Annotated in this window: 24 protein-coding genes; 6 read left to right on the top strand and 18 right to left on the bottom strand. The window is 45.3% G+C overall.

Going from position 1 to position 21,082, the window contains the following annotated elements; translation table 11 throughout:
- Positions 1 to 11: 11 nt before the first annotated feature.
- Positions 12 to 1,514, bottom strand: coding sequence for an efflux RND transporter periplasmic adaptor subunit (locus JGK07_RS24195; RefSeq protein WP_293191728.1), 1,503 nt, complete (start codon positions 1,512 to 1,514; stop codon positions 12 to 14).
- A 7-nt stretch (positions 1,515 to 1,521) separates the two neighbouring features.
- A complete protein-coding gene (locus JGK07_RS24200; RefSeq protein ID WP_293191726.1) occupies positions 1,522 to 2,106 on the bottom strand; it encodes a TetR/AcrR family transcriptional regulator in 585 nt (194 codons plus the stop codon).
- A gap of 325 nt (positions 2,107 to 2,431) precedes the next feature.
- Here JGK07_RS24200 and JGK07_RS24205 point away from each other — a divergent pair, with 325 nt between their 5' ends.
- The 4 genes from JGK07_RS24205 (at position 2,432) to JGK07_RS24220 (ending at position 4,147) form a co-directional block, all read left to right on the top strand.
- A complete protein-coding gene (locus JGK07_RS24205; RefSeq protein WP_293184939.1) occupies positions 2,432 to 2,893 on the top strand; it encodes a GNAT family N-acetyltransferase in 462 nt (153 codons plus the stop codon).
- Between the two features lie 52 nt (positions 2,894 to 2,945).
- Positions 2,946 to 3,317 (top strand): DUF2237 domain-containing protein, encoded by a 372-nt coding sequence (locus JGK07_RS24210; protein WP_293184938.1) that lies wholly within the window; start codon positions 2,946 to 2,948, stop codon positions 3,315 to 3,317.
- 4 nt (positions 3,318 to 3,321) lie between these two features.
- The gene (locus JGK07_RS24215; protein ID WP_293184936.1) at positions 3,322 to 3,699 is read left to right on the top strand and encodes a GNAT family N-acetyltransferase; all 378 of its coding nucleotides are present in this window, start codon (positions 3,322 to 3,324) and stop codon (positions 3,697 to 3,699) included.
- 112 nt (positions 3,700 to 3,811) lie between these two features.
- The gene (locus JGK07_RS24220) at positions 3,812 to 4,147 is read left to right on the top strand and encodes a XisI protein (protein ID WP_293184934.1); all 336 of its coding nucleotides are present in this window, start codon (positions 3,812 to 3,814) and stop codon (positions 4,145 to 4,147) included.
- A 161-nt stretch (positions 4,148 to 4,308) separates the two neighbouring features.
- Here the strand turns inward: JGK07_RS24220 and JGK07_RS24225 are convergent, their stop codons facing one another.
- Entirely contained in the window at positions 4,309 to 5,511 is a 1,203-nt protein-coding gene (locus JGK07_RS24225; RefSeq protein ID WP_293191724.1) for a Coenzyme F420 hydrogenase/dehydrogenase, beta subunit C-terminal domain, read from the bottom strand.
- Between the two features lie 334 nt (positions 5,512 to 5,845).
- Between JGK07_RS24225 and JGK07_RS24230 the strand changes: the two genes are divergently transcribed.
- On the top strand, positions 5,846 to 6,391 hold the full coding sequence (locus tag JGK07_RS24230) for a hypothetical protein (RefSeq protein ID WP_293184932.1): 546 nt from the start codon (positions 5,846 to 5,848) through the stop codon (positions 6,389 to 6,391).
- Between the two features lie 277 nt (positions 6,392 to 6,668).
- Here JGK07_RS24230 and JGK07_RS24235 read toward each other — a convergent pair whose 3' ends face one another.
- Positions 6,669 to 8,141, bottom strand: a complete 1,473-nt coding sequence (locus tag JGK07_RS24235; protein ID WP_293184930.1) for a DEAD/DEAH box helicase — start codon at positions 8,139 to 8,141, stop codon at positions 6,669 to 6,671.
- A gap of 841 nt (positions 8,142 to 8,982) precedes the next feature.
- Here JGK07_RS24235 and JGK07_RS24240 point away from each other — a divergent pair.
- Positions 8,983 to 9,180: a hypothetical protein gene (locus JGK07_RS24240; RefSeq protein WP_293184928.1), complete on the top strand. Its 198-nt coding sequence runs from the start codon at positions 8,983 to 8,985 to the stop codon at positions 9,178 to 9,180.
- Here the strand turns inward: JGK07_RS24240 and rimO are convergent.
- The 14 genes from rimO to JGK07_RS24310 form a co-directional block, all read right to left on the bottom strand.
- Positions 9,155 to 10,513: a 30S ribosomal protein S12 methylthiotransferase RimO gene (gene rimO / locus JGK07_RS24245; RefSeq protein ID WP_293212289.1), complete on the bottom strand. Its 1,359-nt coding sequence runs from the start codon at positions 10,511 to 10,513 to the stop codon at positions 9,155 to 9,157. The two genes, JGK07_RS24240 and rimO, sit on opposite strands and share 26 nt — an antisense overlap.
- A gap of 182 nt (positions 10,514 to 10,695) precedes the next feature.
- Complete coding sequence (locus tag JGK07_RS24250; protein WP_293184925.1) at positions 10,696 to 11,046, bottom strand: type II toxin-antitoxin system PemK/MazF family toxin; 351 nt, start codon at positions 11,044 to 11,046, stop codon at positions 10,696 to 10,698.
- On the bottom strand, positions 11,043 to 11,288 hold the full coding sequence (locus JGK07_RS24255) for a hypothetical protein (protein ID WP_293184923.1): 246 nt from the start codon (positions 11,286 to 11,288) through the stop codon (positions 11,043 to 11,045). Before JGK07_RS24255 ends, JGK07_RS24250 begins: the two co-directional genes overlap by 4 nt.
- Before the next feature lie 35 nt (positions 11,289 to 11,323).
- A complete protein-coding gene (locus tag JGK07_RS24260) occupies positions 11,324 to 12,394 on the bottom strand; it encodes a pentapeptide repeat-containing protein (RefSeq protein ID WP_293184921.1) in 1,071 nt (356 codons plus the stop codon).
- A gap of 12 nt (positions 12,395 to 12,406) precedes the next feature.
- The gene (locus JGK07_RS24265) at positions 12,407 to 12,838 is read right to left on the bottom strand and encodes a hypothetical protein (protein ID WP_293184920.1); all 432 of its coding nucleotides are present in this window, start codon (positions 12,836 to 12,838) and stop codon (positions 12,407 to 12,409) included.
- Positions 12,839 to 12,923: 85 nt separating this feature from the next.
- Entirely contained in the window at positions 12,924 to 13,547 is a 624-nt protein-coding gene (locus tag JGK07_RS24270) for a Uma2 family endonuclease (protein WP_293184919.1), read from the bottom strand.
- A gap of 110 nt (positions 13,548 to 13,657) precedes the next feature.
- Positions 13,658 to 14,311 carry a Uma2 family endonuclease gene (locus JGK07_RS24275; RefSeq protein ID WP_293291084.1) on the bottom strand — a complete coding sequence of 218 codons (654 nt, stop codon included), beginning with the start codon at positions 14,309 to 14,311 and terminating at the stop codon, positions 13,658 to 13,660.
- 143 nt (positions 14,312 to 14,454) lie between these two features.
- Positions 14,455 to 15,093, bottom strand: coding sequence for a Uma2 family endonuclease (locus tag JGK07_RS24280; protein WP_293291087.1), 639 nt, complete (start codon positions 15,091 to 15,093; stop codon positions 14,455 to 14,457).
- 403 nt (positions 15,094 to 15,496) lie between these two features.
- On the bottom strand, positions 15,497 to 16,534 hold the full coding sequence (locus tag JGK07_RS24285) for an ATP-grasp domain-containing protein (protein WP_293207736.1): 1,038 nt from the start codon (positions 16,532 to 16,534) through the stop codon (positions 15,497 to 15,499).
- Positions 16,535 to 16,536: 2 nt separating this feature from the next.
- A complete protein-coding gene (locus tag JGK07_RS24290; RefSeq protein ID WP_363319220.1) occupies positions 16,537 to 17,928 on the bottom strand; it encodes an ATP-grasp domain-containing protein in 1,392 nt (463 codons plus the stop codon).
- Positions 17,929 to 18,038: 110 nt separating this feature from the next.
- Positions 18,039 to 18,377, bottom strand: coding sequence for a type II toxin-antitoxin system PemK/MazF family toxin (locus tag JGK07_RS24295; protein WP_293184916.1), 339 nt, complete (start codon positions 18,375 to 18,377; stop codon positions 18,039 to 18,041).
- A complete protein-coding gene (locus tag JGK07_RS24300; RefSeq protein WP_293184915.1) occupies positions 18,364 to 18,588 on the bottom strand; it encodes a CopG family transcriptional regulator in 225 nt (74 codons plus the stop codon). The genes JGK07_RS24295 and JGK07_RS24300 overlap by 14 nt, the downstream gene beginning before the upstream one ends.
- 242 nt (positions 18,589 to 18,830) lie before the next feature.
- The gene (locus JGK07_RS24305; RefSeq protein ID WP_293220256.1) at positions 18,831 to 19,634 is read right to left on the bottom strand and encodes a class I SAM-dependent methyltransferase; all 804 of its coding nucleotides are present in this window, start codon (positions 19,632 to 19,634) and stop codon (positions 18,831 to 18,833) included.
- A gap of 2 nt (positions 19,635 to 19,636) precedes the next feature.
- Positions 19,637 to 20,875: a sedoheptulose 7-phosphate cyclase gene (locus JGK07_RS24310; RefSeq protein WP_293191712.1), complete on the bottom strand. Its 1,239-nt coding sequence runs from the start codon at positions 20,873 to 20,875 to the stop codon at positions 19,637 to 19,639.
- Between the last annotated feature and the right edge of the window lie 207 nt (positions 20,876 to 21,082).

Below are 21,082 nucleotides of genomic sequence, written 5' to 3' on the forward strand. Positions count from 1 at the left end.
TCTCAATCTCCCTAATTTTGAATTGCTACTTGTACCTGCAAATTTGTCAATCCCGCAACTTTTTTGCTAGCTTCAGGATTCAGGTGAATTTTCACCTCCACAACTCGGCTGTCCAAGTTTTCTCCTGGCTGGTTGCTAAACACGTTTTGCTTGCTGACTTTTAAGCCGATTTCTTTAACAGTTCCCGGCAATTCTCCTGAAAATGCTTGGCTGGTAACACCTGCTTTTTGCCCAACCTTGATTTTGCTGATGTCGGTTTGGTAAACTTCGGCAACGACTACCATTTGCTGAGTTTCTCCTACGTCTGCAATGCCGTCATCACTAATTTTTTCCCCGGCGCGGGTGTGAATCTTGAGGATTTTTCCGGCGTTGGGAGTGCGGATGTAAGCTTGATTTAATTCGGTTTCGGCGCGCTTGACTTGGGCGATGGCGCTGTTGATTTCGGTTTGGGCTGCTTGGATATCTACCGGGCGCACTTCGCCTATTTTGTCGAGAGTTGCTTGGGCTTCTTTTAGTTCTTCGCTGCCACTATTTTTGATGCGCTTAAGTGTTGCTTCTGCTTCTGCTAACTGCTGGATTGCTGTACTGTTAATTCTGGCAAGATTTGCTTCTGCTTCGTTGAGTTGCTGGATTCCTGTACTGTTAATTCGGGTGAGATTTGCTTCGCCTTCTTTAAGCTGCTGCTTGGCCGTACTGTTGATGCGGCTGAGATTTGCTTCGGCTTCTTTAAGTTCCTGGCGACTTGTTTCTAATGACAGTCGTTTGCTGTCCATGACGGAGTTAGAAATTGCGCCTTCGGTAACAAGTTCTTTGTGCCGCAGGTATTCGGTTTGGGCATTATTTGACTCGGCTTTTAATTTGTTAATTGCTGCTGTTTGTGCTGTTTTTTCTCCTTGCCATTGTGCAGTTATGCGACTAATTGTGGCTGTTTGTACTTTTCTTTCTCCTTGCCATTGTGCGGTTATTCTGCTGATGGTTGCTTGCTGTGCGGTTTTTTCTCCTTTCCATTGCGCTTGAATGCGATCGACTGTTGCTTGTTGTGCCGCCTGGTTTCCTTGCAATTGGGCTTCTAGCTTGCCAATTGTCGCAGATTGTGCTGCAAGTTCTCCCGACTTTGCCCCGGCTTTTACCTTTGCTAAACTGGCTTCAGCAACTTTGACTTTTTCTTTGGCTTCGTCTAAAGCAGATTTTAGCCGATCGCCCGCATCCAAAATTGCGATCGACTGCCCTGCTTTCACGCGATCGCCCTCTTTGACTAAAAGCTTCGCCACGCGATCGCCATCCAACGCCTGCGACACCCCCAAGCGAATCACTTCCCCCAGCGGTTCCAGTCTTCCCAAAGCCGTGATTTTCCTGGGCGGCGGTGTTTCTACGGGTAAAGGTTCAGCATTTTTAGCTAAAGATCCAAACTGAGAAATACCGTAAAAAGTTGTACCGATGCTAATAGCAGCGCCAGCAACTACCAATCCCATTACCAATGGATTTTTAGGCTTGATGAAAAATTGAAAATTCATATTCCTCCTAAATGTGCGATTGTTTTTTTTCTAAATAAGCGAGTAATATATTTTTTAATACATTCGCTTGTTCTGTAAAAGATATCCTTTCGCCTTGATAAAATCTTCTTGCCACCAAACCGTCAATATAACAAATGACAAATTTAGCGAGCGCTGGATCGGAGATACCCAGGTAGCAAATGAGTGCCTCTTCATAACGCTTTCCTGCTAGCTGGAGTGCTTGATTGCTATCAATCTCTTTGCGAGTCTTTTGGTGGCAAAACTCGAAGGTAATTAACAGATTCTTCAGCATATAATCTTCAATTCCGCTGAGATAATTCATCAGTTGTTCAACTTTTTCTCCGAGAGTTGGTGGATTTCCTAACTCAGCCAGTGCTTCTTCTTTTGTATCTTCATAGCTCAAATATACAATTAACTGCTCGAACAAACTTTCTTTACTCGGGAAATAGTGGTAAAGGGTTCCTGTAGAAACTCCAATTCCTGAGGCAATTTCTCGCATTGTGACGGAGGAATAGCCTTTTTCGGCAAAAAGCTCAAAACTTTTGTTCAGTAATTCTTTGCGGTACAATTCGCGGTCAACTATTTTTGGCATGGATCGATCTTCAGATTTTTGATTCTAGATCCTAGGTTATCGGAGATTTAAGGGCGATCGACCAAATATTCCTATATCGAACATCCGATATAGTATAAACGAATACACAAAAAGCTTTTGACGGCTGATATTGGAAAATATAAGTATATCGAACAGTTGTTATAATTAATGTTGCACAGACTACCAGAGCTTGTCAAGGGGTGCAGTAAAATTATCTTTGGAGTCAATTTGTCGCGGCGATTTGAGCCAGAAATCCAAAACACCCCGCCATCAATCTCCACATAAAAGCCCCGAATCGATCGTGGGAATCTGCACCTTAAATCTCATGAAAGTACGAACCTACGAAATCGGCGACACTGAAAAAATTGTCAAACTATTTTACGACACCGTGCACGAAGTAAATATCCGCGATTACACAACAGCCCAAGTAGATGCTTGGGCGCCAGCAGATACCGACATTCAAAAGTGGATGCAAAGTTTAAGCAGTAAATTTACCTTCGTAGCAGCAGAGGGCGATACAATCGCAGGTTTTGGAGAATTAGAAATCAACGGCCATATCGATCGCTTTTACTGTCACAAAGACTTTCAAAGACAAGGAGTTGGGACGCTAATTTTAACACAAATCGAGTTAAAAGCCAAAGAGTTAGGACTTAGAAAGTTATTTACCGAAGCCAGCATTACAGCTCGACTTTTTTTTGAAACCCAGGGATTTATTCTGATTAGAAAACAAGAAGTAGAGCGGAGAGGACAAAAATTTATTAACTTTGCAATGGAAAAAGATATATAAAAAACCACCTTTTGTGTAAAATTAGATCGCAGAGTTGTGTGGAGGAGTTGCGATGGTTACGGAAGCGACAAATGTGCTGGGAACAAAATTAGAAACTTGCTGCACATCGCCCATGACAGGCTATTATCGGGACGGAAAATGCAATACGGGTGGCGGAGATTTAGGGGCTCACACCGTTTGTGCAAAAGTGACAGAAGAGTTTTTGAAGTACACCAAAAGAATGGGAAACGATTTGAGTACCCCGGTTCCCGATTTTAAATTTCCGGGATTGAAGCCAGGGGATTGTTGGTGTTTGTGTGCTTCGCGCTGGAAGGAAGCAATGGATGCTGGATGTGCGCCACTTGTGGTTTTGTCGGCGACTCATGTCTTAACTTTGGAATACGTTTCTTTGAACGAGTTGAAGGAACACGCTGCTGATTTGTAGGAATGTGCTAGCCGATTACTTCGCCACTAACAACGATGGCGATCGCTTCTGGATTACCGATGACGACGGCGGGCCCGTGGGTGTCGCCTACTGCGAGCTCGAACCAATGACCGATCGCACGTGGAACTTGCAATTAATCGCCATCTTACCCGATCGCCAGGGACAAGGACGCGGTGCGACATTGCTGCGCTACATGGAACAAACCTTGATGGCGCGGAGCGGGCGCGTGTTGCTGGTGGAAACGTCGGGACTCCCGGAGTTCGATCGCGTGCGATCGTTCTACCGCAAGTGCGGTTACGACGAAGAAGCGCGGATTCGCGACTTCTACAAAGCAGGCCATGACAAGATAGTTTACTGCAAGGAGCTGACGGCTCAGGCGTAGACTCGTAGGGTGCGTCAGTAGGATTATTTGTTGAATCATCCAGCAGCTTCTAGCTGACGCACCCTACAAGTTTACATATCTATTTAAAATCAACTCAGGAGGCAATAGTCAAATGGATCGACTAGAGCATTACCGTCAGTGCATTCAAAAGCTGCTAATTGAAGACAGCAAGATAGCACCAATTAACGGAGAAATTGAAGTAGAAACAATTTTTGACAAAGAAAAAGATCGCTATCTTGTCATCGATTTAGGATGGGACACACACCGCCGCGTGTATAACTGTGTGTTTCATTTGGATATTAAAAATGGCAAAATCTGGATTCAGCGAAATCAAACAGACAGGCAGATTGCTGACGAATTGGTAGAAATGGGAATACCCAAAGAGGATATTGTGCTAGGACTTCAGCCAACTTACGCGCGCGAATATACAGGCTTTGGAGTTGCATAATTTCAATCGCCCAAGGAGTAGTGCGCGTCAGTTAGCTACCACAAAAAAACTGGTTTGTAGTGAGGACTTTAGTCCGCATCCATCCGAGGACTAAAGTCCTCACTACAAACATTTTTTATTAATAGTAATTAACAGGGCATAATATCATGCACCCTACCAGCTTAAACCTCTGGCAACTTATACTGCCCCACAATTCGCTTAGCATATTCCGGCACATGAGCCTCCAATTTCTCCGGGTGATTCCGCTTCACATACAGATAATTGCGAGTGAAATGAGAATCAATTGAAAAACGGGCATATTCCAAACCCTTCGGCCCAATTCTTTCAATAAAAACCCCCATCAACTTCGCCGCCCACATCGGCAAAGTCACACCTTTCTCGTAAGCCGGAATACTTTGTTGAACAGCCTCTTTTCTGTTTCCCTGAGACATCACCGGCTGAGTGTTTAGCTGATCCATTACCAAGTCTAACATTTCTTGTCCGGTATCATTTCGTACCACAATCCACTGCCAGCCAAAAGGTGCGCCCATGTAGCCCACCACTAAATCTGCTAAGGAATTAACGTAATCAAAACAGCTCAAACAAGAAGGAGCAAACACATCTTTCAATTCTTTTGTATTCAATCCGAAAAATGGCACTTTTTCCGTAGAACCATCTTCGTGTTTGAAGTGAACGTTAAAGTCTTGCATAAACTCGTAAGATACCACCGTTTCAGGAGAACGGCTAGTCGTGTCTAGGAATTTCTGTAAGCCCGCGCGGCTAACATTATCTACACAGGGAGTTCCGAGAACGTAGAGCTTTTCTAAACCGAGTTGTTTCTCGACTGTACGCAATGCTTGAATTTGACAGCCGACGCCAATTACTAACAGCCGTTTCATCCCCGACTTCTCGATTTGTTCCAACACTGAAAGGTTGGGAGATAGAGTTGGCTTGTTGACTTTTGCAGCGAGAATTTCTTCGCGATTTCTCGCAATTATAGGCATCGGTTGAAAGCGGTCTTCTTTGGTATTTTGAACGCAGACAACACCTTCAACAATGCCTTTTTCCAGCATTTCGATCGCAATTGAGCTGACAATTCCCGTCCACTGAGCGCCTTCTATTGGTTCTTTTTTCTTAGCCGCCATCATATTTTGACTGACGCCGAAGTACCAATCGTCGGGATTGTCGAGATTGCGCGATCGCCCGTGAATCTCCTCTTCCAGTTCTGCGATATGCTGAGTTAAGAAAGCGCAAGCTTCCTTGACATAATGGATATAATATGTATCGCACAAACCGCACTCGCTGCAAAGTTCTTTAGCGGGGCGGCGGCTGCCCGGTTTCAGGGCTTTAGATTTCTGGTGTTTAGTGGAATCTATGGCGGTCATCTAAATTGCAAATTTTATGGAGAAAGGGCTTTTGTTAGGATATCACACCCATTCCGGTGATGAAGTATTCGCGCTAATTAAACGTAAAATGGTGTTGGTATTCAGAAACCCCGAATCAAGACGAACACGGGGGTACGCCCCCTGCTGAAACCGGGTTTCTCTATGTTATATTTTTGGGGATGAATATCCTTACTGCTTGAGTCCTCGCAGGCGGACTTTGCCTGTTTAGGAGCGAATTGTATTCGCCCGCAATCATTAGTATTTATCCGGATATAACAGGGTATTGCAGGAATAAACTGCAAAATAAAGGTATAAAAAAATGGTAAGATTGTTTGTGACAACAGCCGTTGCTGGCATCATGCTCAATATCGCAATTTCGAGCTTCGGATTTGCTGCTTTAATTCGCCCTGTTGTGGGTATGAATCAAACTGTTGTGGCTCTAGAAAGTATGTTGAACGCCACACAAAAGCCGGCGGCGATCGACTATTCGCGCTTGGGGATTGGCCCAGTTCGTTTGGGGATGTCTGTAGAAGAGGCTAAACGCAAGTTGGGCAAACCGCAGCGGGATGAAACTAAACCGGGTAGCAAGGCTATGGGTGGCAAGATTCGCACGCTAACCTACTCGAAATTGACGGTAGCAGCCTGGAATGGCAAAGTTTATTTAATTTCTACTACGAATCCCAAGTACGTAACAACGAGTAGTATTAAGGTAGGAGATAAAAGTCAAAAAGTCCTTAAAACTTACGGTTACAGCTCGCAATCCGTGCAGGGTGGAGTGAGTCGGTTGACTTACAGCAACGACCAAAAGGCTTCTAATTTGGTTTTGGAACTGAAGGGCGATCGCGTGCAAAAGATTATTGTCGGCACGCAGCTCAACTAAAATACTACACAACCTTCCAAAAATCAACGTCTAGAAGTTCGATCGTTCGGACGAAGAGTCCTTCTTGCTTCAGAGGATTTTCAGGTTTGCTCAAAACAAGTATTTAGGATCGCGTGCAGTCTAGGTACGTAGTTGCGCTTCAGCGCTCTTTATATCTATGAAAGAGCGCTGAAGCGCAACAACGTACCTATAGATTAATTCCACACATAAAAAAATAAGGTGCGAATTTCGCACCCTACCAGTTAGAAAATAAGGCGCGCAGCGCGCACCCTACTAATTAGCTGTTCTGGGGAACGGGAGCAGGAACGCTCGAACCGACTGAATTAGTCGGCGCGCCAGTCTTAGCCCGCTTCTTGATCAAGATTGGCTTGACGCTGTTTTCTCCACCAATAGGGGGATCTTCTTGTTGAGCGTAATCCGCGCCCATCCAAGCCGGACGGCTTTGATCGAAGGCCATTTGCAAAGCTGCTGCGGCGATCGCATGGGAGTCGTATTCCTCGGACAACTGAGACACCAGAGGCAAGAAAGATGCCATTCGTTCGCCAGCCAAAGCTTCGCGAACTTTACCCTGCATCTTTTCCAACTGACGAGCTTCAATTTGTGCCCGTGTCGGAATGTTTCGTACAGTCAAGCTCGATCGCACGTGGCGTTCAATCAAGCGCAATTTGCGGCGATCCACTGGTTGAATCAGCGTGATCGCAGTTCCTTCGCGGCCGGCCCGGCCCGTGCGTCCGATCCGGTGAACGTAGCTTTCTACGCTATCGGGCAAATCGTAGTTAATAACGTGAGTCAAGTGATCCACATCCAAACCCCGCGCAGCAATATCAGTCGCCACTACCCAGCGGACTTGACATTGGCGGAACCGATGCAGCAAACGTTCCCGCTGTGCCTGATTCAAATTACCGTGATATTCGTCAACGCTGTGGCCTGCTGCTTGCAGTTGGCTAGTAAGTTCCGCCGCCGACTGCCGAGTCCGCACAAAAATCAGCGCCGATTCCGGGTCTTCCATTTCTAGGATTGGCTGCAAAGCTCTTGCCTTAGACCAGCCGCGGGGAACCATATACACGCCTTGGCTGATGCGTTTCGGCGTTGCTTTTGGTTGTTCTACGGTGACGTTGACTGGGTTCCGCAAATGCCGCGCTACCAATTTCCGAATAGAAGCTTCCATCGTCGCCGAGAAAAATGCCGTTTGACGGTCTTTTGGTGCAGCATCCAAGATTCTTTCCACATCTTGGATAAAGCCCATGCTCAGCATTTCGTCAGCTTCATCCAAAACCAGCCACTGTACCTTGTCGAGTTTCAGGCTGCCGCGGCTGAGCATATCCAATATGCGTCCGGGTGTACCGACAACAATGTGAACGCCGCGCTTCAAACGCTGCATTTGGCGATCGATCGATTGACCGCCGTACACGGTCAGAACTTGCAGAGAGCGACCGACTTTTACCGGGCCGTCGCTGCTGATACCGCTCAAATCGCGGATGGCTTCAGTTACCTGCATGGCCAATTCACGAGTCGGTGTGAGCACCAATGCTTGCACCGCAGTTAGATCTAAATCAATCCGCTCCAAGATGGGCAACGAGAATGCTGCCGTTTTGCCCGTTCCAGTTTGAGCTTGACCCACAACGTCGCGGCCTGCTAGCAGGTGCGGAATTGCTTGTACTTGGATGGGAGTAGGTTCTGTAAAGCCGAGTGTTTCCAGATGGAGAACGAGTTCTTCGGAAAGACCCAAACCTTCAAACAATAAATTCATTAATTCTCCTAATAACGAGTCTTAGCCTTCTAAGTTGCCCAACTCGGATGCGGATTTCTGCTCTAGGGCAGGAACTCATTGTGAGTTCTGTATGGTGCTGCGCCTGCGCGCACCTTTTCAAATAGCAATCGAGTATAGGGCAGCTCCGTCGATGGTGACTAATTTACCGATTCGACAGCCGTCTTTGATTTTCTGACATCACCGATACCAACCGCCAGCGGTGGGGTTATCGGCTTCCAACATTCTTTAAACAGTACATTGGACTTCCTTTGAGGTACTTGCAAGCTTTCTCTCTAGGGCATTTTATAGTGAGGATGATGACCAGCCCCACTTTACTACATATATAGTAGTTACAGTTTTGTTGGTTCAGGCGCTATCCCGCAATCCGTCGCCTGCGGGATTCAACAGGGTATGTAGCGACCGTCAGTCGATTTTAGATTTTAGATTTTAGATTTTAGATTTACTCCACAGATGAATCTGGCAGCTTGAACTAGCGTCTAAAATTTTAATCTCTCTACTCCTGGCGTCGGCGGCTTCTATCCGTTTTTGGACTACCGTTACCGCCTATCCATCTCAACACTCTTTCGGGATACCGTTGTGGTGTAGGGCGGACGGCGAAGCAATCTCAAATTCTCCCCGCTGGTTTCTGACTTTATATTAGCATAACTCTTTACATTCAGAAACAAAACAGTGAACTACCCGACGCTGACCTGCGGTAGAGCACGGGCTTCCCAATTCATTGGCAACAGCCGCCAGAACTCCGTAATTCTATTGGTCTTACATTGCCTCGCCCGGGCAGGAGTCCTTCCAAGACCCATACTTTTTCTGGCAACACGTACCTATGAGCTTGGTTTTCGCTTACGGCATTGGTGGTCAAGATGTACCAATTTTATCAGAAGAATTGCTCGTTTCCTCATCCACCCCGTCGCTGTTCCACAGCACGGCTTGGAATTCGACTCGCGGGAGTGGAATCGTCAACTCACTGGCACTCATCCCGACGCGAGGCTACGCTCCTAGCGGGGGGCTGATACTGCTTTAGCTAACGAGACAGTTCGAGCGATTTCTACTTGACCATGAAGGTCGTAGAAATCTGCGTCTGTAATTTTCACAGGTACGATCGATCCCAGCCGTGCTTCTCCTGTCACATAGACGAGTCCGTCTACTTCTGGGGAGAACCGGGCGGATCTACCAATCAACTCACCTGTCTCTGGTTGTTCTTGTTCTATCAGGACATCAACTACCTGACCGACAGATTCTTGATTCTTTTTTAATGATATAGGTTGTTGTGCCGCCATAACTGCATTTCGCCAAATTTCCATTTTTTCTGCTGGGAGTTGATTTGGCAAGCTGTAGGCTGGGGTGCCTTCTTCGGCGGAAAATGTGAATACTCCGACGTGATCGAATTCGTGGCGCTTGACAAATTCCAGCAAGTGTGCTGCGTGTTCGTCTGTTTCGCCAGGGAAGCCGACTATAAAAGTTGTCCGCATCACGGCACCAGGAATTGATGCTTTCAGGCGATCGACTATAGCATCATTAATCCCAGCTTGAAAAGGCCGATTCATCGCGCGCAGAACTTCGGGATGGGAATGTTGCAGCGGTAAATCTAAGTATGGCAAAACGTTGTGAGTTTCGCGGATGGCTTCGACAACTTGGGGAGTCAAACCTGTAGGATAGGCGTAGTGCATCCGAATCCAAGGTACATCTACTTCGCCCAAAGCGCGGAGTAATTCGGCTAGTTTGGGTTCGCCATAAATATCTTTGCCGTAGTTGGTGGTAATTTGAGAAATTAGGATAATTTCCTTTACCCCTTCGGAGGCTAATTGCTTAGCTTCAGCGACAATAGATTCTATGGTGCGCGATCGCTGATTTCCGCGCAAGTGCGGGATAATGCAAAAAGCGCAACGGTAGTCACAGCCTTCGGCTATTCGCAGATAAGCGACACCTTCCGATGTTGTGCGATAGCGAGGAGTAGTTTCGTCAGCGATGTAAGTAGGTTCACTAGAGACGAGGGAAACTCGATCGCCCTTTTCGACCCTTTGCATCACATCGACTATTTTATGATAATCACCAGTGCCGACAATTGCGACGGCTTCGGGCAATTCATCCAGCAATTGCTGCTGAAAATGCTGTGCCATGCAGCCAGTGATGACTACTTTTTTATTAGCTTCGGCTAATTCTACCAGGGTGCGGACTGATTCTTCTCGCGCAGCTTGGATAAAACTGCAAGTATTGACGACGACGTAATCGGCTAATTCTTCATTAGAATCGACTTCATAGCCTGCTTGAGCCAGCAAGCCAATCATGTGTTCGGTATCAATGCGATTTTTTTCGCAGCCGAGGTGGGTAAATGCGATCGTTGGCTTCGTTGCCATGCAGTAATATTTGCTGTTGCGCTATTTTCAAGAACGTTTTATGGTATCACACAATTTCTAAAATTGCAAGGTTGCGTGAATTTGAACCGGGAATTCAGCATCAAAACCAAATAAACCGGATTTTTGGGAGTTTCTGCGCTGGAAATCTATCACAGTACAGAATTATTTTATATGATGATTCTCTATAAATTTAAAAGAATACGCAGTCTTTCCTCTACCATCATTAATGTTGTTGGAGAAACTGCGCCCCACAGTTCAAAAAGTCTTTCTATACTAATTGAGCGTACATCTTCACATTTGATGAAACTTCGCTGTCTAAGTCCTCCTTCTGGAGGGTTAACTTCAACGTGCCAGGGGATTCCCTTATCCTTAGATGTAACTGGCAGCACAACGACTAATGCCGAAGCACCCTGATTGAATGAATCTACAGATACTATCAGACAGGGACGCTTGCCAGACTGCTCGCGTCCTCGTATTGGATTCAAGTCAATCAGCCATATATCACCGCGTGATGGTTTTGCTGCTGAGGTCATTCTAAACCATCCTCTAAAGTAATATCCCAGACCGATCGTTCTTCAAGTTCTTCTTGCCAAGCTTCGGAGTTATTGCGTAGAGCAATATAAGCTTGGTTTGCTGCTTCTAAAAACTGTTGTCTTCGGTATTGTTCGATCGCTTGTTCGAGAACTGCTTGGATTGATTTTCCAGAGTTTGCAGAGAGTTCTGCGAGGATTTTATAAGATGTATTGGCGATCGTAACTGTAGAAGTTTGATTCATGTTAGTTTTTTACTTACCCCAAAGTTACCCAACTATTATAGCTCGTATTCAAGTATCCGTTCGTCTTGCGGGAAATCTTGCGGGAAGATTGCACCTCGGTTTTGTAGTTCATACTTTGCATCTTCAGATAGTCCGGCATTGTTACCAAATCGAGAACTTTCTACTTTGGCAGTGCTCAGATTGGCATTGCTCAAGTCGGCATTGCTCAAATCGGCATTGCTCAAATCGGCATCACTCAAGTTGGCACTGCTCAAGTTAGCATCGCTCAAATTGGCGGTACTCAGGTTGGTCGCTGTCAAATTAGCATTGTGCAAATTGGCATTGCTTAAATTGGCATTGCTTAAGTCAGCATTAATCAAATCGGCACCGCTCAAGTCCGCATCGCTTAAGTCGGCAAAACTCAAGTCGGCATCCATTAGCAAAGCATTTCTCAAGTCAGCACCACTTAAGTCAGCGCGACAAAGTTTTACGTTTGTTAGTTTAGCATTGCTTAAGTTCGCAAAACTCAGATCGGTACGACTCAAATCGGTATTATCTAAGTCAGCGCCACTGAGATTGAATCGGCTCAATTTGCAGCCAACTGCTTTAACACTACTTAAATCAGCTCCTGCTAAATCTTTATCTGGATTTAGACCAGCCTGTTTCATCAATTCCGATAAATTATCTGTATCTGCTTCAAGGATTTGTTTGATGTCATTTGCAAGCAATTCAGACTCACTAGAGTTAGGAAGTTGCGATTGTCGTCCCTCAAATTTAGTCGGCTCAGACTCACTGGTATTAGGAATTTGCGATTGCTTTGTTCCACTCGCAATGACAGGATGATGTTTGAGTTGCGATTGCTTCGTTTCACTCGCAATGACAGAATTCTGTATTAGCTGAGTCTGCCTCGCATAAAATTTAGTCAGTCGCTTCTCTTCGCTCCAAGCAACAAACGCAATTCCCCCAACTACACTTAACCCTACTGTCAAAGCTGGCGGACTTCCTCCTGTCAGCAACAGTATCCCCAACAAACCAACACCAACTTGAGCCGTTTGCTTGACTAAAGAATTTAATCCAGCTTCAGCTTCTTCATAAAGACTAATTTGTTTCCGGTTGACTAAAGTCATATCAAATATCTCCTAGGGATTATTTTTCAAATCTTTTAAATCTGCCCAAAATCTACCAATAATTCGACCTGCGAGAACTATCCACAACAAAAAATCAGAAGCTACAATAATGAAACAAGCATAACGAGATACACCCCAAGGGCTTTCTTTTAGACAAATATCGAAACCTGAAAAATCTTTACCGATAATAATTTCACCGATTAAACCGGGAAGTTTTAAAAGAATACCGATCGCGATCGCATCCTGAATTGACCCAAAAACTGTTCTCCCAAGTTGACCCATTAACCCATATAACACCTGATCGACAACCTCTAAAACATTCATCACTAACTTTTGCGTGAATGTACCCAATTTCGTACTTACTGGAGGAGATGGCACTACAGGAGTTGGACTCGATTGGGATGGTGTCGGAGTCGGAGTCAGCGGATTCGGCGGCGTAGTCATTACGGCACGGTATAAATTTTTATAAATATCGATCGCACTTTTTCAGATTATATCACACCAGAAAGTCTAGGAATAACAGCTTTGGTTAGTTCGGCAAACCAGCAAGAAAAATCTTCTCTGCCGTTAATTTCAACTCTGGGAATGCCAGCGATTCAACTATGTCATTTCCCCGAAATTGGCTGATTTGATATTCCCCGTCAACCAACTGATAAACCGAGATAGTAGGTTGTTTCGGATTACCAATAAAGCGTCTGCCGCCCAAAGCAGCATAATCCACAACCCAATATTCCGGGATACCCAATCTTTCATAATCAGCTACTTTAACCAGGTAATCATCTTGCCAGTTCGTACTGACAACCTCTACAGCCAATCGCACCGAAGATCCCATCGTGATGACGGATTCTTTTTTCCAGCGTGGTTCGTTTGCAAGTGCGGTTCTGTCTAGGACTATTACGTCTGGTTGATAACCTGCTTCGTCACGGACGGGTTTAATTAGGCAATCACCAGGGATAAAGTAAGGCAATTGCAGCCGTCTGATTTCAAAATTGATTTCACTGGAAAGAAAACCCGTAACTTCCGAATGGTCGCCGGTTCCTAAAGGCATTTCAACAATTACTCCGTTGTGTAGTTCGTACTTATGGACAGAGTTCTCTGGATACCAGGCAACGAACTCATCAAACGTGATTGTTTTGGATATGGTTTGGATCATGTTGCGGTTTCCTCTGTCTGGTGATTAGTATGCGGAAAGCTAGAAGATTACACAATGTACAAAGTACAATTTTTGATATTCTTTTAATATCCGATCGCCCCCCAGTCGTTCTAGCTCGGCTCGGTTGGAGGCAGACCGGCTCGAAAAATCACCTCGGTAGTCAACCTCAACTCTGGGAAAGCCAGCGATTCAACTATGTCATCGCCCTTAAACTGTTTTACCTGATACTCGCCGTCAACCAACTGGCAAACCGATAGTGTGGGTTGTTTGGGAGTACCGATGAACTTGCGGCCGCCCAAACCGAGGTAGTCCACAATCCAGTATTCGGGGATGCCCATTTCTTCGTAGTCGGCGAATTTGAGATGGTAATCGTCCCGCCAGTTGGTACTGACGACCTCTACAGCCAGTCGCACCGAAGACCCCATCGTGATGATGGATTCCCTATCCCAGCGCGGTTCTTTTGTGAGAGCTGCTTCGTCTAGGACAACTGCGTCTGGCAGGTAGCCCGCCTCGTTGCGGACGGGTTTGAGCAGGTAGTGGGCGGGGATAAAGCAAGGCAATTTCAGTCGCCTGATTTCTGCGATGATTTCGTCCCTGGTTAAAGCTATAACGCGGCAATGGCGGCCAGTTCCTAAAGGCATTTCAACAATTACTCCATTATGTAGTTCGTACTTATGGACAGAGTTCTCTGGATACCAAGCAACGAACTCATCAAACGTGATTGTTCGAAAGCTAAAAGATGACACAACGATAGATGCTATCATTGACAAATTGGACTGTAGCTGATGTGAGTCCGATCGCCCGTCCTGACAGAACAGCACTTGGTACAAAACGCAGATTTGTTAAAAAATTGGGGTTGTTTTGTACCCCATTTGATATCCTTTTGATACCGATCGCCTTATTCATTCTAACTTGGCTCGGTTGCAGGCAGACCAGCCCGAAAAATCTGTTCTGCCGTTAATTTCAACTCTGGGAATGCCAGCGACTCAACTATGTCATCTCCCCGAAACTGGCTGATTTGATATTCCCCGTCAACCAACTGGTAAACCGAGATAGTAGGTTGTTTCGGATTGCCAATGAAGCGTCTGCCGCCCAAAGCAGCATAATCCACAACCCAATATTCCAGGATACCCAATCTTTCATAATCAGCTACTTTAACCAGGTAATCATCTTGCCAGTTCGTGCTGACAACCTCTACAGCCAATCGCACCGAAGACCCCATCGTGATGATAGATTCTTTTTTCCAGCGTGGTTCATTTGCAAGTGCGGTTCTGTCTAGGACTATTACGTCTGGCTGATAACCTGCTTCGTCACGGGAAAGCTTGAGTAGGCAGTCACCTGGAATTGAGTAGGGTAATTCACGACGGTCAATTTCAACTGCTAGTTTTGAGTGTATAAAACCCGTAACTTCCGAATGGTCGCCGGTTCCTAAAGGCATTTCAACAATTACTCCATTATGTAGTTCGTACTTATGGACAGAGTTCTCTGGATACCAAGCAACGAACTCATCAAACGTGATTGTTTGTGGTTTCCTCTGTCTGGTGATTAGTATGCGGAAAGCTCAAATATTACACAAGAGTTACTCGTATCAATATCAGTAACTCTTGACATAGGAAGTGAAGTCTGCTATAGTCTCGTGTCCATAATATCAAAATACCGATCGCGCCGATCGACTAAATCAAAAATCAGTATTTAGTTGACCCCCAGAAAGTAGGGTGCGTCGCTGGCAAATTTTTCCGTAATCTCCCTCCCATAATCTCATGGCGACGCACCGCCGTGATTGTCAGGTGCGTCGCCATGAGATTGTCGCTGTGCGTTGAATTAGTCGATCGCGACGCACCCTACAGAAACTGTATTATGGCTCAAGAAATTAGGAGACGGCAGTGCCGTGTCCCTACCCACAATAATACTGTAGGGACACGGCATTGCCGTCTCCTCTATATCATTCCTTAGTTATTTGGGATTTTACATAAAGCATTTTGCAACATACTTTCAAAAAAAGTATCCAGAGAAGTTCCCGATGCTTTCGTCATCGCAGAAAGTACACTTTTCTGAGCAAAAGAACAGTAAAGCCCCGCTTCCAAAAACCAAGGTTTTCCCTGCGGATCGATGCGAAAATCAAATAAACTATAGTGGCGACAACCCAAAGCTATATGAGATTTTCTGGCCATATCCCAAACTCTCTCAGTTGCCGAATCGCTGATGTCAACTATCCACGATTTGGTACTATCTTTAGCGGCATAACCCAAGCTGCCATCGTCATTTTGTTTCAGCTTATCGGCATAACTCCGAATCGGCATTGTATCGGCATCTAGAGCATATTCTTCTAGTGGCAAACAGACTAACTCGCCTGCTTTGACGATGATTCCACAGCGAACTTCTCTACCCAATTCAATGAATTTTTCTACTAGCACTTCATCTGAATGAGTCAATGCTTTCTGCAAAGCTGCATCATAGTCAGCAGCATTTTTCACGAAAGCCACTCCAATGGAATTATCACTATTCACTGGCTTAAGTACGATCGGGAAATCAATCAAAGTTCGATCGCCCGCACGGACAACTTCTCCCAACGGTACACTTACCCCAGCGGCTGCTACCACTGCTTTAGTCCTCGCTTTGTCAGCCACCAGCGCCATTAACTCTGCGGGATTACCCACATAAGGAATATTCAGCAGATCGAACAAGCTGCGGTATTGAGTCATGCCTGGGATGCAAAACATCTGGGGGATCATTACATCAATTTGGAGGTCGGTCAGCACCTGCACAGCGCCCGCTAAAGACATGGGATGAGCGGCCTCGATCGCACTTTTATCCAGAGATGTCGGAAAACGCCAAGTGCGATCGGGAGAAACATAGGCAATATGAAATTCATACAGTGCTGAATTAGCCGTATTCTCCAAACAATCTTGAGCATAAAGGCGCGACAAATCACAGTAAAAATCACTGACTGCCGATCCAACTAAATGCAAAACTCGTAATACTGACATACTCAATCTCCTCCTATTTCCACAAGTTTGCCAATATTAAAATCAATCCGAATCCACTCTTTCGGCTTCTGCAAATTGCCCCATAATAACAATGGGATTTGCCAATGATGCACCATCAAAAATGGTAATGGATCGTTCCAATCGAAGATGGCATCTTTACCTTGGGCGATAATTTGTAACCGCTCAGAAACTAGCTTTGGCGACGACAAATTAGTCACCAATCGCCAAATTTCGTGGTAAATCCAGTAAGTCGGGCGGCTAGATGCCAAGGGCTGCACAGTTTGTGGTAAAGAGTCGCGATCTAAATAAGCCTTCGCGACATCGGGATGGTTATAAAACATCGTGATGGCTGAATGGGTGCGGGGATTACATTCGATCGCATAAATCTGTCCATCATCCGCCGCCTGAATGAAATCAAAGGAAACTTGTCCAGTCAAATTGAGGCTTTTGGCAAACTGACGAATCCAATTTTCGATGTCTGGGCGATCGACATTTTCATAGTTTACCTGAAATGCTGATGATTCACAGCAACAGTGCAACTGAATATGACCATCACGGATTGTACTGTGAGTGCAGAACTCTTGTCCCGGAATATACTCTTGCATAATCCAAGGTTTACTCTCGGAAATTGGTAAAGAGTTGACAAAAGTGGCAGTTTCGGCTGGGGTTTCGCAGGGTAATTTAGTGAGATCTAATCTGCGAATAGAATCGTAGGGAATACTTTTGATAATGTATTTGCGCTGTGCACCAGTGAAGTCAAAATCAATTACTTGCTGGGGATTTGTAATTAGGTAAGACTTCGGAACTCGCAGCCCCAAGGCTTCCGCAGCGGCGGCAAATGTATATTTATCATCCAATCTTTGCAGCATTTCGACATCTACGTGCATTACCGTACAGTGGGGAGAAAGTACGCTTTGGACTTCGGCATCGTAGTAACTGGCGACTGGACTACAAACGGGCACGTAAACATTAACTCCCTCTTGTTGGACGATTTTTAAGAGTGCTTGCGGGTATTCCTCTGTCTGGGGATTTGGTACTGTATAAAAGCGATCGACTGCCCAAGAGTAACGATGACCGGTTAGCCAGTATTTCTCAGTTTCTATCAAAATTACCCGATGACCGGCCTTGTGGAACGATCGGGCTAGCTGTAATGCCTTAGTCATCTTGCCGCCACTGATCAAAATCGTTTGCGGATTGGTTGCGGGCGATCGAGACTGGAACGGTTTGATGATGATGAATCTCAGCAATGCCACCATTGTCAAAGTTAGATTCAGGGGCATTACTAATAGCAATAATGTCAGAGTTGCTATGGTTTTAATTGCTGTTTGGAATCCCATACTTCCCACTTTTATTTCTGGTTCAGATGGCATCGTTGCAACTGAATTTGTTTTCATAATAATTTTCTGGTATGACATACTAACGGGGATCCCTACTTTTAAAATATACTCGTAGGGGGAAGCCTTCCGGCAGTAAATCTCTGGTTCTGACGAATTAATTCTCTATGTTAATCGACATCTAAATGCAGTTTTAGAGCAATATTTACAAGCTGCATAATTTCCTCATTCAAACTTCCCACTGCATCGCTGGTAATTCGCTGTTTAGAAATTGTCCGTATTTGCTGTGCTTGCACTTTAGAAGATTTGGATAAACCGCTATCCTCTGGATTTAGCAATACCTCGAAAGGGTAGATACGGGTTATATTCGAGGTAATTGGTAGAATTGTAACTGTATTGGCGGCACGGTTATTAGCATCATTGCTTACCACCAATACGGGACGGCGTTTGTCTATCTCAGAACCAACCGTAGGACTGAGATTCGCGTAGTAAATTTCACCACGTTTCATCTGTTAATCCATCGGCAACCGTTAAATCCCAAACGGAGTCTACTTCACTAGATGCTTGTCGGTAAGCAGATTCTAGTTCTTGATTCCTCAACAATTCTAAAGCTAATTCAATTACTTTGGATGGCGATTTGCATCCTTTAGCAATTTTGTAGCTTTCAATGAACTGTAGTAGTGATTGTGGTAGGGAAATTGATATTTCTTTAGCTTGCATTATCTTAGCAATTGGTAATTACAAAGATTTCTACTTAACTATAGCATAAGCAGTAAATCAGGAGACGGCAGTGCCGTTTCCCTACCTGATTATTTTGGGGTAGGGACACGGCATTGCCGTCTCCTCATTAATGTTGCTGTCTCCTCATTAATGTTGCCGGAAATCAGGATACGGCAGTGCCGTTTCCCTACAATATTATTTTGGGGTAGGGACACGGCATTGCCGTCTCCTTATTAATTTTGCTAAACGCGCCGAATCAAGGTAATCCCATCTCTCAATGGCACTAACACCTGCTCTACGCGCGGATCGTCAACTACAGCCTGGTTGAATTTAGCGATCGCAACTCCGTTAGCAGTAGCAGTACCCGACAAATAGGGCTGTCCCTGCATCAGAGTATTATCGGCACAAATCAAGCCATTGGGTGCCAACAAACTTGTGGTGAGTAGTAAATCGAGATAATCTGTGTATCCAGCTTTATCAGCATCGATAAACACTAAATCGAACACTTCTCCAGCAGCAGCCAATTGCTTCATGGTTTCTAAAGCCGGTGCCACCTTCACTGATATTTTGTGGCCAGCCGTCGATTCGTCGAAACACTTCTGGGCAAATTCAGCAACGTAAGTATCTACTTCGCAGGCTACCACTTCTCCATCAACCGGCAGGGCTTCAGCCATCGCTAGTGCTGAGTAGCCAGTAAACATCCCGATTTCCAGCACGCGCTGTGCCTTCGTCAGATGGACGAGAAATTTCAGCATTTGCCCTTCCACATGGCCGGAAAGCATCTCTTGTTCCAAGTGGCGCACTGTTTCACCATCGGAGAATCGCTTACTCCAATCTTCTGATTGGGTGCGCTTGACTAAGGTGGCTAAGGCGGGAGATTCTGCTGTGGTACAAAGGTTCAGGTAAGGATCGAGACCATTTGCCAACTCATAGGCTTGTTGTAATTCTGCCTTGAAAGCTCGATCGATCGCATCAATTGACTCTACCTGCTGCACAAGACTTTCCAGTTTCGCAGCCAAAATCCCGACTGGGGTAACAGGTCTCATCCTTATACCCCTGCGGTGGAAGGAGTTCCAACTTTGTTCAGTACCACATACATATTCTCGCCATCGCCATTGCGTGGGTAGCCATGACAGATTTTTTGATGCACCGCTAGGGCTTCATCTAACTCAGTCCGAGTCAAATCATTCATGAAAAAGCAGTCACCAATGGGGCATGGAGCCGCCGCACGTTGGAGACCGTCACGGGTACGGGCGATGGATGTTGTTGCTTTCCAGAGCAATTCTGATGTAAGATGAGGGCTATCAATTGCTAGTCCGAGGCGACTCATTAATCCTAGGATGCGATCGCGCGAGGCGATCGAAATGTAGCCCCGTTGTTGAGCAATAGTCGCCGAAAAAGCCATATCGATGGCGACACTATGGCCGTGGAACATCGGAATTTCCGGTGTTAGTTCCAGCGTCGGACTCCAAGTGTGACCATAGGCAATCACTCGATCCAAATCTAGCTCGTGCAGGTTTGGTACTTCTAAGGCTAGCATTGATTGAATCGCATTGTAGGTTAAGCGATGCGCCACTTCTCGCAGTTCTGATGTGCCATCTAGATACCCAAAGTGGCTGTGCAGCAATGCTTCGCCGTAGTTTTCCAACAATTCAAAGATTTCTTTGTTGCCAACAACCGCGATCTTAATTAACTCTGCCATGCCGTTGCGTATTTGGTCGATCGGCAGAGTTTTCAGGAAGGAGAAATCTAAAATTACTTTCTGCGAAGCATGGTAAGCACCGAGGCGGTTTTTTAGTTTACCGTGATTCACAGCTACCTTGATCGCCACACTCGCATCAATCAGCCCAATTAGGGTTGTTGGTACGCGAATGTAGTTAGTCCGACGGCGATAGGAGGAGCAGGCAAAACCTGTTACGTCAGTAGTCAATCCACCACCAACCACCAATACAGGTTCTTTCCGCACCAGTCCGAAATCAACAAAGGCATCTATGATGCTTTCAAAGGTGGTTAAGGTTTTATCTGGTTCCTTGATACTCACTGGAAAGACGGTTAAATCTATCTCGTGATACTGGAAGTAAGAGTGCATCTGCTTGCCGTACAAACCATACACTGTCTGGTCTACAACCATTAGACAGCGACCAAATTGCCGATAGCTATCCGCAATTTCTGGATTTTCGAGTTTGAAAGCGCCATCTACATAGAGTAGACTGAAATCAATTTTTTCGTACCCTTCAATGTGAAAAGCGCGATCGGTAGCTGTAAACGTAGCTTGAATGTCACCCATAAATTTTTTTCACTTTCATGTTGGTAAGTAACTGTAAGTATCCGGGCGAACCTCAAAATTATCAATCCCTTTGTTGGTAAGCTTCCTAGGTATTAACTGGACAAATTAATTATTTAATATTACGTTAACAATTGACCTGAAAGTTCACTTTCAAACCTGTTTGTTAAGAATACGTTAAATACTGTTTGTACAGCATTTGTACTGAAA

The organism is Microcoleus sp. PH2017_24_DOB_U_A (assembly GCF_020738205.1).
Lineage (GTDB): Bacteria > Cyanobacteriota > Cyanobacteriia > Cyanobacteriales > Microcoleaceae > Microcoleus.